This is a genomic window from Streptomyces sp. NPDC033131 (assembly GCF_055578365.1).
This window is the reverse complement of record NZ_JBVIPA010000092.1, coordinates 1-12,118: the sequence shown is the minus strand read 5'-3', so window position 1 is coordinate 12,118 and position 12,118 is coordinate 1. Positions and strand designations below refer to the sequence as shown.

Sequence of the window (12,118 nt, the reverse complement as noted above, 5' to 3'; positions counted from 1 at the left end):
ATCCACACCGAACCCGAAAGGCCCTCACCCGTTCAAGATCCCCCAGCCGAGATCTGACTCACCTGTCCACAACCTCCCGAGACAGAACAGCTAGGAGTCCAGCAGGCTCCGCGCGAACTCGTGCGCCGGCTCCTCCAGAGTGCGCCGGAGCTCGAAGAAGAGGTCCGCCGCCCTCGTGCCGGACCACGTGTCCGGGAGGAGGGCGCCGGGCAGCCCCGGGTCGAGGTACGGAAAACGTCGCCAGGCCGTCAGGACTCGGACGTACTCGACGAACGCGTCCCGGGCCGACGTCGTGCTCTTCTCGGCCTCGGCCAGGCGTGTGGCCATCGGCGTGAACGTGGCGACGAAATCGTCGTAGAGTCCCTGCAGCGCTTCCAGGTCCCACCAGCGGCTGACCTGTTCGGCCGGGTTTCCGAAGGCCACGTAATCGCCGCGGAAGAGGTTGACGTACTGGTCCAGACCGTGTCGGAGCAGGTGGTCGCGGGTGTCGTCGAGCGCGTGGGCGGGAGCGATCCATACCCCCGCCGAGACCGTGCCGAAGCCCAGCCATGCCAGCCGTGACCGGAGCTGGTGGCGGTGCTGCCGCTCGCTCTCCGGCACCGAGAAGACGGCGACGACCCAGCCGTCGTCGGGGGCTGTGTGGCGCTCGAAGATGCGGCGGTCGCCGGTTTCCAGAACGGAGCGGGCATACGGCGAGAGCGCATAGCCGGCCCTGCCGCCCCGCCGCTCCGGCACCAGGATCTCGCGCCGCTTGAGACGGTGGATGGACGAGCGGACCGCCTGGGCGTCGACGCCGAGTTCGGCGAGCAGCCGTATCAGGGTGCTCACACCGATCCAGCCGCCGACCTCGCGCGCATAGAGGCCGTAGACCGTCACGATCAGGGATCGCGGTGGTGCCGCCTGGGCCGGGTCGTCGTCGAGGAGGTCGCTCATAGTCACGAATGCAGGATTTTACTGCGTTCGCCCGGCTGCCTCCGTGGACGCCCCCGCTGTCAGCGCCGTGCGCCAGGCGGCCGGCCAGGGCGCGCTGCCGCCCGCCTCCTTGTCGGGGACGTGCACGGTGACGTAGCCGCCTCGGGCGGCACGTCGGCGGGGCCCGCTGTCGGCGGCCTCCCGCCACACCTCGAAGGCGAAGGTCATCGAGGACCGGCCGAGGCGGACAAGCTCGATCCGGGTCAACACCTCCTCGCCGAACCGCAGGGACGCCTCGAACTCCACCTCGTAACGCACTCTGGGCGCCACCGGGAAGTAGCCGGGGATGCCGTGCTCGCGCATCAGCGCGGCCTCCGCCGCCTCGGCGTAGCGCACGACGGTGGTGTTGTGGTAGATCCCCGCGGCGTCGGTGTCCACCCACTCCACGCGGGCGCAGTGGACACCGTACGGGTGGACCGTGCCGCTCATCCGGTCGTCCCGCTGGGCGTCCACCGCAGGTGGACGGCGTCCCCGGGGGTCTCGCGCAGCAGCGCCAGGCGCGGGCGGACCGCGTCCGTGCGTGACGTCGGCGGCTTGCGGCGGCCGGCCACGAACTGAGCCGGCCACTCGGCGCCCGGGCCGCGGTACTCCTGTTCGGCGGCCGCCTGCAGGGTCCACTGCGGGTTGTAGAGGTGGGTACGGCCGAGCGCGCACAGGTCGGCGCGGCCGGCCAGCAGGATCGAGTTGACGTCGTCGTACGACGAGATCGCGCCCACCGCGATCACGGCCACGCCCGCCGGGGCGGCAACCTCGTGACGGATCCGGTCGGCGAACGGGGTCTGGTAGGAGCGGCCGAAGGCGGGCTTCTCGTCCTTGGTGACCTGGCCGGAGGAGACGTCGATCGCCGCCGCCCCCTGCGCGACGAACGCCCGGGCGATCTCGACCGCGTCGTGCTCGGTGTTGCCGTCCGGGGACCAGTCGGTCGCCGAGATACGGACCGTCACCGGGCGGTCGGCCGGGAAGGCGGAGCGGACCGCGTCGAAGACCTCCAGGGGGAAGCGCAGACGGTTGCTCAGCGCGCCGCCGTACTCGTCCGTGCGGTGATTCGCGACGGGGGAAAGGAAAGAGGACAGCAGGTAGCCGTGAGCGGCATGCACTTCGAGCAGGTCGAAGCCGGCCTCCGCGGCCCTGCGCGCGGACGCCGCGAACTCGGCCACGACCGCGTCCATCTCCTGACGGGTCATCTCCCGCGGCACGTGGCAGCCCGCGCCGTAGGGCAGCGGGGACGGGCCGACGACCTCCCAGTTGCCCTCGTCGAGCGGCTGGTCGATGCCCTCCCACATCACCTTGGTCGAGCCCTTGCGGCCGGCGTGCCCCAGCTGGAGTCCGATCTTCGCCGTGCTTCGCTCGTGCACGAAGGAGGTGACCTCGGCCCACGCGTCGCGCTGTGCGTCGTTCCACAGGCCCGTGCAGCCCGGGGTGATCCGTGCCTCGGGTGAGACGCAGACCATCTCGGTCATGACCAGGCCCGCGCCGCCGAGCGCCTTGGCGCCAAGGTGGACCAGGTGGAAGTCGTCCGGTACGCCGTCCACCGCCGAGTACATGTCCATCGGGGAGACGACGATCCGGTTCTTGAGCTCCAGAGCGCCGATCGAGAAGGGCTGGAACATCGCCGGAGCGGCCTTGGTTTGCGGGAGCCCCTGGGCCTTGGCGAAACCACGCTCGATCAGCTCGGCGAAGCCGGGGTCGCGGTCCTTGAGGTTGTCGAAGGTGATCCGGCGGGAGCGGGTGAGCAGGTTGAAGCAGAACTGTGCGGGGTCCTGGTCCGCGTACCTGCCGATGTTCTCGAACCACTCCAGCGAGGCCTGGGCGGCGCGCTGCGTGGACTCCACCACGGGCCGGCGCTCGGTCTCGTAGGCCGTCAACGCCTCGGCCACGGTGGGCTGTTCGTGCAGGCACGCGGCGAGCGCCAGGGCGTCCTCCATGGCCAGCTTGGTGCCGGAGCCGATCGAGAAGTGCGCGGTGTGGGCGGCGTCGCCGAGGAGGACCACGTTGCGGTGGTGCCAGCACTCGTTGCGGACGGTGGTGAAGTTGAGCCACTTCGAGTTGTTGGTCAGCAGGGCGTGACCGGCCAGTTCCTCGGCGAAGATCTCACGGATCCGCGCGACGGCCTGCTCGTCGGAGACTCCGGGCGGGAACTCCGTGCCCTCGGTCGCGTCGAAGCCGGCGCGGCGCCACACGTCCTCCGCCATCTCGACGATGAAGGTCGAGCCTGAGTCGGAGTACGGGTAGCCGTGGATCTGCATGGTCCCGAACTCCGTCTGCCTGACGAAGAACTGGAAGGCTTCGAAGACCCGGTCGGTGCCCAGCCACATGTACTTGTTGGCCCGCCGGTCCAGGTTGGGGCCGAACGCGTCGGCGTACTTGGTCCGCACGGCCGAGTTGAGCCCGTCCGCCGCGACCACGAGGTCGTGGGACTCGCGCAGCTCGTCCACGTCCGGTGCGGTGGTCCGGTAGTGCACCGTGACGTCGAGTTCTGCGGCCCGCCCCTGGAGGATGCGCAGCAGGTCCTTGCGGGACATGGCCGCGAAGCCCTGACCGCCTACGGTGAAGTGGTGCCCGTTGAACTCGATGTCGATGTCGGTCCACCGGGCGAAACGGTTCTCCATCGCGTCATGGACGGCGGTGTCGGCGTTCTCGATGCCCCCGAGGGTCTCGTCGGAGAAGACGACACCGAAGCCGAAGGTGTCGTCGGGGGCGTTGCGCTCCCAGACGGTGATCTCGTGGGCGGGGTCCAACTGCTTCATCAGGGCGGCGAAGTAGAGCCCGCCCGGGCCGCCGCCGACGATCGCGATCCTCATGCGTTGTTCTCCTCGTTCGCCTTCTCGATCAACTGGCGCAGCAGGTAGTGCTGCAGCTTCCCGCTGGTGTTGCGGGGCAGGGCGTCGGTGAAGCGGACCGCGCGCGGGTACTTGTACGGCGCCAGCTGGGTCTTGACGTAGTCCTGGATGTCCCTGGCCTTGGCGTCGTCGCCGCTGACTCCCTCACGCAGCACGACGAAGGCGCACACTACCGAGCCGCGCTCGGGGTCGGGCTTGGCAACCACCGCGCACTCGACGACGTCCGGGTGCGTGTCGATCGCGGCTTCGACCTCGGGGCCTCCGATGTTGTAGCCGGAGGAGACGATCATGTTGTCGGTGCGGGTGCGGTAGTAGAAGTAGCCGTCCTCGTCGCGGACGTAGGTGTCGCCCGTGACGTTCCAGCCGCCCATGACGTACTTCTCCTGGCGCCGGTCGTCGAGGTAGCGGCAGCCGACCGGGCCGATCACGGCCAGCCGCCCTTCGACCCCGGGAGCGAGTTCCTCGCCGTCGAGACCGAGGACGGTGGCCCGGTAGCCGGGGACAGGTCTTCCGGTCGCTCCGGGACGGATGTCGTCACCGGCGGCGGAGATGAAGATGTGGATCATCTCGGTGGCCCCGATCCCGTCGATGACCTTGAGCCCGGTCTCGGCGTGCAGCTGCTTCCACACCTCGTCGGGTATGTGTTCCCCCGCGCTGACCGCGGTGCGCAGGCCGCGCAGCCGGTCTGCCTTGCCCGCCTTGAGTATCTGCTTGTACGCCGTCGGCGCGGTCGCGAGGACGGTGACCCCCGTCCCGGCGACGAGGTCGGCGAGGGGCTCCGGTGCGACGGCCTCGGTCAGCAGTGCGCACGCGCCGGCGCGCAGGGCGCAGACCACGAGGATGCCGAGGCCGAAGGTGAACGCGAACGGCGCGGTGCACGACACGAGGTCGTCGGGCCGCAGCCGGAGCGTGTGCCGGCCGAAGGTGTTGTCGATGGACAGGATGTCGCGATGGAAGTGGGTGGTGATCTTCGGTACGCCGGTGCTGCCCGAGGTGGGCCCGAAGAGGGCCACGTCGTCGGCCGCCGTGTCGACCGCGGCGAACTGAGCCGGCTTCACCGCCGCCCGGCGCGTCAGATCGTCGGCTGCGTCACCGCCGTACGCCACGATCGTGAGGTCCGGCAGCACAGCGTCGCGTACGGCCTCGACGTCCTGCGTGAACCGGTGGTCGACCAGCGCGACGGCCGGGCGGGTCTTCTGCGCGATCGGGGTGAGTTCGCGGGCGCGCAGTGCCGCCATGGTCGTCACGACGATGCCGCCGGCCTTGAGCACGCCGAGCCAGGCCGCGACGGTCCACGGGTTGTTCGGGGAGCGCAGGAGCACCCGGTTGCCGGGTGTCAGGCCGAGGTCGTCGGTGAGCACATGGGCGATCTGGTTGGCGCGGTGGCGCAGTTCGCCGTAGGTCCACACCTCGCCCTCCGGCGTGCGCAGGGCAGCGCGGTCGGGGCCGAAGGTGTCAGTGGGTATGTCGATGATCTCGGTGGCCGCGTTGAGGCGCTCGGGGTACTGGAGTTCGTCCGTGGTGAACTCCAGCACCGGCCACAGGTGGCGGGGCGGGAGGTGGTCCCGGGCGAACGTGTCCGGGTAGGCGGAGGGCGCGAGGTCCATCGGGGTTCCTTTCTGCCGGGGTCCCGTGCACAGGTGCGGATGTGCAGAGGGAAGGGGTTCAGGAGGCGTCTGCCTGGGTCCTGTGCACCGGGTGCGGGCCGTGCAGAGGGAAGGAGTTCAGGAGGTGGTGCGGATCAGGCCTTCCTGGACGACGGTGGCCAGGTGGACTCCGGCGGCGGTGAAGAACCGGCCGGTGGCGAGACCGCGGCCGGACTCGGCTGCGACGGCCTCCTGGGCGTACAGGAGCCAGCCGTCCACCGGTCCGGGCCGGTGGAACCACATCGCGTGGTCGAGGCTGGCGGTGACGAGTCCCGGCCGGGCCCAGGCCAGGCCGAGGACCCGCAGCACGGGTTCGAGGATCGTGTAGTCGCAGACGTAGGCGAGCGCGGCGAGGTCGCGCTGGGCATCGGTCAGCCCGTCTACGGACCCCAGTTTCCCGAACGGCCGTACCCACACGGCCTGGTGGGGCGCTCGCTCGCCCTCGACGGTGAGGTAGACGGGCCCGGGGATGTGCCGCATGTCGAAGCTGCGGCCGCCGCTCCAGTACGCGCGCGACGTGTCCGTCATCGTGCCCCCATCCGCATCGGGAGCTGTGCCGGAGAGGTACGAGGCCGAGCTGGGCAGCTCCTCGGGGGCCGGGACACCCGCGGGCGGTTCGGCACTGTACGTCGCCGCATCCGGCTCGCCCGCCGCGAAGTTGGCGAGGCAGACGTAGACCGGCTTGCCGTTCTGGAAGCCGCGGACCTGCCGGGTGGCGTAGCCGCGGCCGTCGCGCAACAGCTCCACCTCATAGCGGACCTCGGCGCCGATGTCGACCGGCCGCAGGAAGTAGGAGTGTGTCGAGTGCAGCGTCTTGCCCTCGACCGACCTCATGGCGGCGGCCGTGGCCTGGGCGACCATGTCGCCGCCGTACGCCTTGGGCCAGGGGCAGGGCTGGGTGGTCGCGGTGAAGGCGCGGTCGTAGTGCTCGGGCTCGGCGGGCTTCAGCGTGACCGCCGCGGCGAAGAGCGCGGACGTCGGCTCCGTCCCGGCGGTCATCGGTTCAGCCAGTCGCGCAGGTCGGCGTCCGCGACGTCGGGCAGGTTGACGACGATGTTCTCCGGCGTCCGGGTGGTCATCCAGGTCAGGGGCTTGGAACGCGAGAGGTTGCACTCGATGTGCGGCATGAACGGCGGTACGAAGACCCAGTCGCCCTCTGCCATGTCGACGTAGTCCTCGAACTTCTCGCCGAAGTAGATGCGCGCCCGGCCCGACAGGACGTAACCGCCGGTCTCCGCCTCGCCGTGGTGGTGGGTCACCGAGCGGTAGCCGGGCTCGTTGCGCACCTTTCCGAACCACAGCCTGGTGGCCGGTGTGTGCTGGACGGAGACGCCGGAGACGCGGCTCGCGCCGGCGGACTGGCCGGTGGCGCCGACTTCGAGGCCGCCGCGGGTCACGACCGGGACGACCAGGCCGGACGGGTCGGCGTACATCGAGTTGTCGCCCTCCAGTACGTACTTGGAGAGATCGGGTTCCATGGTCAGCTCCTGGGGTCGGTGAGGCGGAGGCGGTTGCGGAGGGTGCCGATGCCGGGGATCTCGGTCTCCAGGAGATCGCCGTCGGCGAGAAAGACCGGCGGGGTCATGCCCATCCCCACGCCGCCGGGGGTGCCGGTCAGTACGACGTCGCCGGGGCGCAGGGTGGTGAAAGCGGAGACGTAGGCGAGCAGATCCGCCGCGTCGAACACGAGGGTGCGGGTGTTGCCGCGCTGGCGTTCGGCGCCGTTGACGCGGCAGATCACCTCGACGCCCGCGACCGGGTCGAGTTCGTCGGGGGTGACGACGAGCGGGCCGAGCGGGGTGGTCCGGTCCCATGCCTTGCCCTGGAACCACTGCAGGGTGCGCCGCTGCCAGTCCCGCACGCTGACGTCGTTGGCGACGGTGTAGCCCGCGATGGAGCGTGCGGCCAGGTCCCGGTCCGCGCGTGTGAGTTCGGCGCCGACGACGACCGCGAGCTCCGCCTCCCAGTCCACGTCGAGGCCCTTGGGGAGGACCAGGTCGTCCTCGGGGCCGGTCAGTGTGTCGGCGTACTTGGCGAAGAGCGTGGGGTGGGCCGGCAGCTCACGGCCCATCTCGGTGATGTGTTCGGCGTAGTTGAGGCCACAGCACACGACCTTGCGCGGGGACGGCAGGGGCAGCACCGGTACGGCGCCGGGCAGCACGGCGCCGACGAGGTCCGCGAAGCGGTCGGGCGCCGTGGTGGCCAGCAGCGCGGAGAGGTCGTCGGCCGGCAGGGCCCGCCAGCGGTCGCCGTCGAGGACGGCGGCCCTACGACGGCCGCCATGGGCCACGGTGGCGAGCTTCATCGGAGTTCTCCCTGGGACTTCGGAGCGGCTTTATAGCGAGATTTTCACGATCGTCGAAAACAGTCAATAGATGAGCTACGCTGACCGCACCCACCCCGTCCCAGGAGGTACGCGCACATGACTCCGATCCCGGTGAACCCGCCCTCACTCCCCGTACCGCGCGGCTACTCGCACGGCACCCTGAGCGGCAACACGCTCCACCTGGGCGGACAGACCGCGCTCGACAAGAACATGCGGATCGTCCCCGGCGGCATCGTCGAGCAGTTCCGGCAGGCTTTCGACAACGTCCTCACCACGCTGCGCGCCGCCGGAGGGATCCCCGAGGACCTGGTGAGCATCACGCTCTTCCTCACCGACGTCCCCGACTACCAGGCCCACGGCAAGGAGATCGGGAAGGTCTGGCGCGAACTCGCAGGCCCGGTCTACCCGGCGATGGCCGGCATCGGCACAACCGCCCTCTGGCAGCCGGAAGCGATGATCGAGATCCTCGGCGTCGCGGAGATCCCGGACGAGCGTCTGATCCGCCCGGAGAGCTGAGAAAACCGACGTCAGGGGCTGGCCACAAGGGCGTCGGAGCGGGCCTCGACGCACCAAGGGATCATCGCGGGAACGCCATGACGAACGTCGCGTACGGCATCGCCGGGCGGCCGCGCCGGGCACGGGGCACCGACGGAACTCGCCGACCTGCTCCGGGCCTGCGCCGAGGTCGCTCCCCACGTTGCCGGAGTCCTTTTCCTGCCGCCCGAAGCCATCCGCGTCGGCGACCGGGGCCTCCCGGTCGACTACGAGCCGCCGCGGCACGCGAGGGCCGCCCGGATCGCCACCGACCTGGCGGTGATGGCTCGCCGACGGCGGTGAGGCCATCGCGGACCTGGGCATGCCAGGGGGCCAGGCAGAGGTGTTCGGCCCGATCGCCTTGACACGACGGCCTGACGGTTTGCTCGCTGACGTCGACGAGACTGCCCGTGCCCGTGCCTCGATCGTCGCGTGCACGGCCTCAACCGGACCGAACTTGGCGAGTTCCTCGACCACGACAAGACGTACGTCTCCGCCAACGAACTTCGGGAAGCCCGGTCTTACCGACATCGCGCCTGTAACCAACTGCGCCTGCCACCCCACATCCTGGGTGTCATCGGCGGAGCCGATACCGACCGGCGATGCTGCACTTCGGTGAGTCCAGCGTCCGGCTCGCTGAAATCGCCCGCCAATCCGACCACGCTGCTGAAACAGTCTCCGAACTGTGGCCACTCGTTCGTCCGCCGTGAGGCCTGTGCCAGGTCGGTGCGCCTGATGGTCGCCGTCGAGTGCTGCTCTGCTCCCCGCATCCGTGGGGGTGCTTCCTCTTGGCCGTTCAGCGCACAACGATGTCCCGCCACCCGCACCCCGTGGGGAATTTCCCTCCCACACCAGTGAGCTTCCTCGGAGTTTCCTCACCCTCGTGAGGAAACTCGAAGAAGCTCACTGGTCGACCTCGGTGGCCTCGATGGCAAGCATGGGACACGCGTCGATGGCATCCCGGGCCAGTTCCATATCGATCGCAGCCGGATCATTGACGAGCAGCTCCGCGGTTCCGTCGCGGACAGCAAAGAGGTGTGGTGCGACCGCCTCGCATGCACCGATGCCAACGCAGTTGTTGTTTATGCGGATCCGTGATCCCATCGCATCCTCCTTCGGACCGAGGCGTATATGCCTGAGGCGCCGAGCTGGGCCGGCGCCTCAGGCATGAGGTCAGGTTGTTCCGGCGCGCACCCAATGGCGTTGAGAACCGTCGGCGTTGAGGCCGTCGCGTTCGTCTGGCTGATGGTGCAGCAGGACGCTGACCTCGTGGGAGATCTCACCGAGTTCGGCGAGGTTCTTTGTTTCCGATGACTTGAGCCATGCGTCGAGTTCGGCGGGACTCTCCCAGTGGGTGAGGAGCAGGTATCGAACCGGGGCCGGCTGGGGGAACTCTTCGAGTGGGCCCACGAACTGGAACGGCTGGTCCTCGAATTCCCCGCTCACCGTCTCGAAGGGCATGGCATTGAACTGGGGCAACGTGCGCGTCAGTCGAGCCACGACGTCGTCCACGGTGTCCTGTGTGAGTTGGGCTCCGGGGACGATCGCCGTCTCGAGGAACAGCGGGCCGGTCAGTTCCTCGCCGTCGGCGGGCAGGCGCCATTTCCGGATGTAGAACGCGTTGAACCAGGCTTCATGCGCCTTGTCCATGACCGGCTTGTGCTGGGGGCTGTCGTACCATCGGTTCATCATTTCCGGTGTCTCGAACTTTCCGCAGAAGTACTCCCACGAAGAGTTCGCGATCGGTCCACCGATGACTGCGAGAAATCCGGGCTGTGCCGCAACGACAGCTCCCATGCGTTCCTGGGCCTTCGAGAACGCAGCTACTGTTTCCGGCGCCAGCTTCATACACGCTTCCATAGTGGTGAGCGTCTGAGGTGTGGCTGATGGTGACATGCCTGGTCCCTTCTCCTGAGGTATTTCGAGGAAGTGGCTCGTAGTCGGACCTCCGCACCCGTTGGCGTTCACTCGCGCCAATCCGTCGCGCAGGTGTGAGGTTCTCCAGCATTTCGACCTGGATAGCGGCGTATCGTTCCCCGCGCAGCCCTGATGCTTCAGCAGCTGGAACGTCGCGCGGCGGTGTCAGTACTGCTCGCGGAAGCGGGTGCCGTAGGGGTTGTCGATCCGGTAGCGCCAACGGCCGTCGACGCCGCGGTGTGCGATGTCGGTGGCGGATCCCTTGAGGTGCACGTGCTGCCCGTTCGGCCCCGTGCCCTCCAGCTCCCAGTCCAGCAGGATGAGGGCGATGTCACCGGACACGACCAGGTGCCGGGCGTGTGCCTTCATCGGCAGCCCCAGCGCGAGGAAGCCTTCGAGTTCACGCCGTATGTCCGCCGGATCGCTGACAGCGACACCCGAGTTGGTGACGAAGCCGGCTTCCTCCTCGTAGAGCCCCATCATCGCGTCGGCCTGTCCGGAGTTGAAGCGCTCCATGAGCGCGGCGGGGATGTTCTCCGGTTCGGTCGGCATGGGGGAGTAATCGGACATGGCTCTCTCCTGTGTGGTGTGGTGTCGTGAGGCGCGGCTGGATGTGGTGCTCAGGCGTACTTGATGACCGTGCGGAATCGGGCTTTGCCCTCGGCCGTACGCCGGTAGGCCTCAGCGGCCTGCTCCTTGTCGTAGACCTCGACCATGGGGGTGACCTTGCCGTCAGCCGCCAGCTGCAAAGCCTCGACGAGATACTCGGTGCCGTTGTGTGCGGAGCCGAGAATCTGGATGCTGTTCATCACCACGGGCATGTTGCTCACCGCGAAGGTGTCGAACGCGATACCCATGAGCACCGCCCGCCCCCTGGCGTTGATGCCCTGGAGAGCGTCCGAAACGGCCGCGTTGGAGCTGTTGGTGTGCAGCAGGATGTTGGCGCCGCCTGCCGCCCTGAGCTCCGCGCCGTTCGACACAACGAGGTCCGCGCCGAGCTTGTGGGCCAGCTCCCGCTTGTCGGGTGTCTGGGTGATCGCGATGGTGGTGAAGCCGGCGGCCTTCGCGTACTGCACGGCAAGGTGGCCGAGACCACCGATGCCGGAGACGGCCACCACGTCACCAGGCTCCGGACGGGCGCGCCGCAGCCCGCTCCACGCGGTGTAGCCGACGCACATGAGGGGCGCGGCGTGCTCGTACGCCAGCCCCTCCGGGAGCAGTACGGTCGCGTCGGCGCGTGCGGCGACGTATCCCGACTGCGCACCGCTGGCGTTCATGCCGATGAGCACCGGGCGTTCACAGTTCGCGGCGGTGACGAAGTCCAGCGGCTCGGCCCTGCGGCACCACGCACACTGCCCGCAGCCGTTCTGCAGGGTCACGATCCCCACCCGGTCTCCGACGGTGCGGGACGTCACGCCATCGCCGACGGTGACCACCTCGCCCACACCCTCGTGGCCCAGCGTCATGGGGAAGTCGACGCCGAAGGACAGCTTCCCCTCCGTGATCCAGACGTCGGTGCCGCAGATCCCGCAGGCGTGCACCTTGACCAGTACCTGGCCGGGTCCCACCGCCGGGATCTCGGTGCTCCGCAGTTCCCAGTCGCTATCGAGGCCGGGCGCGACGACGGATTGCGCACGGGGCATGGCTCCTCCTTGATTCTGTGCGCCCGGCAGGCCATGGGAGCAGGAAGGACGGATTTCGTTGCACAGCAATGTTCCGTGAACGTATGCCTCCGCTCCGGGCACCGTCAATATCCAAGAGACACCTCTGTGTAACCAAATGGTTTCATCGCACAACCGCGTACAGTGAATGCATCCCGTCGTGCAGGGAGCGCCAGGTGGGACGCCACAGGACATATGAGGAACGAGCCGGAGATGACAGAG

12 protein-coding genes are annotated in these 12,118 nt (G+C 68.8%); 1 reads left to right on the top strand and 11 read right to left on the bottom strand.

What is annotated here, in order from left to right; all coding sequences use genetic code 11:
- Positions 1–90 precede the first annotated feature (90 nt).
- From ACZ5XS_RS45305 to ACZ5XS_RS45275, 7 genes are all read right to left on the bottom strand, one after another.
- Positions 91–933, bottom strand: a complete 843-nt coding sequence (locus ACZ5XS_RS45305) for a PaaX family transcriptional regulator (protein ID WP_468661570.1) — start codon at positions 931–933, stop codon at positions 91–93.
- Between the two features lie 18 nt (positions 934–951).
- Positions 952–1,401: an acyl-CoA thioesterase gene (locus ACZ5XS_RS45300; protein WP_468661569.1), complete on the bottom strand. Its 450-nt coding sequence runs from the start codon at positions 1,399–1,401 to the stop codon at positions 952–954.
- Complete coding sequence (locus ACZ5XS_RS45295) at positions 1,398–3,773, bottom strand: bifunctional salicylyl-CoA 5-hydroxylase/oxidoreductase (RefSeq protein WP_468661568.1); 2,376 nt, start codon at positions 3,771–3,773, stop codon at positions 1,398–1,400. The genes ACZ5XS_RS45300 and ACZ5XS_RS45295 overlap by 4 nt, the downstream gene beginning before the upstream one ends.
- Complete coding sequence (locus ACZ5XS_RS45290; protein ID WP_468661567.1) at positions 3,770–5,419, bottom strand: AMP-binding protein; 1,650 nt, start codon at positions 5,417–5,419, stop codon at positions 3,770–3,772. Before ACZ5XS_RS45290 ends, ACZ5XS_RS45295 begins: the two co-directional genes overlap by 4 nt.
- 117 nt (positions 5,420–5,536) lie before the next feature.
- The gene (locus ACZ5XS_RS45285) at positions 5,537–6,457 is read right to left on the bottom strand and encodes an acyl-CoA thioesterase (RefSeq protein ID WP_468661566.1); all 921 of its coding nucleotides are present in this window, start codon (positions 6,455–6,457) and stop codon (positions 5,537–5,539) included.
- Positions 6,454–6,936, bottom strand: a complete 483-nt coding sequence (locus tag ACZ5XS_RS45280) for a cupin domain-containing protein (RefSeq protein WP_468661565.1) — start codon at positions 6,934–6,936, stop codon at positions 6,454–6,456. Before ACZ5XS_RS45280 ends, ACZ5XS_RS45285 begins: the two co-directional genes overlap by 4 nt.
- Before the next feature lie 2 nt (positions 6,937–6,938).
- Entirely contained in the window at positions 6,939–7,763 is an 825-nt protein-coding gene (locus ACZ5XS_RS45275) for a fumarylacetoacetate hydrolase family protein (protein ID WP_468661564.1), read from the bottom strand.
- Positions 7,764–7,880: 117 nt separating this feature from the next.
- Here ACZ5XS_RS45275 and ACZ5XS_RS45270 point away from each other — a divergent pair, with 117 nt between their 5' ends.
- Positions 7,881–8,300 (top strand): RidA family protein, encoded by a 420-nt coding sequence (locus tag ACZ5XS_RS45270; protein WP_468661563.1) that lies wholly within the window; start codon positions 7,881–7,883, stop codon positions 8,298–8,300.
- Between the two features lie 921 nt (positions 8,301–9,221).
- On the opposite strand, the gene ACZ5XS_RS45265 is transcribed toward ACZ5XS_RS45270, so the two are convergent.
- From ACZ5XS_RS45265 to ACZ5XS_RS45250, 4 genes are all read right to left on the bottom strand, one after another.
- On the bottom strand, positions 9,222–9,422 hold the full coding sequence (locus ACZ5XS_RS45265) for a ferredoxin (RefSeq protein WP_468661562.1): 201 nt from the start codon (positions 9,420–9,422) through the stop codon (positions 9,222–9,224).
- 69 nt (positions 9,423–9,491) lie between these two features.
- Positions 9,492–10,166, bottom strand: coding sequence for a hypothetical protein (locus ACZ5XS_RS45260; protein ID WP_468661561.1), 675 nt, complete (start codon positions 10,164–10,166; stop codon positions 9,492–9,494).
- A gap of 234 nt (positions 10,167–10,400) precedes the next feature.
- Entirely contained in the window at positions 10,401–10,805 is a 405-nt protein-coding gene (locus tag ACZ5XS_RS45255) for a YybH family protein (protein WP_468661560.1), read from the bottom strand.
- A 50-nt stretch (positions 10,806–10,855) separates the two neighbouring features.
- Entirely contained in the window at positions 10,856–11,878 is a 1,023-nt protein-coding gene (locus ACZ5XS_RS45250) for an alcohol dehydrogenase catalytic domain-containing protein (protein WP_468661559.1), read from the bottom strand.
- Between the last annotated feature and the right edge of the window lie 240 nt (positions 11,879–12,118).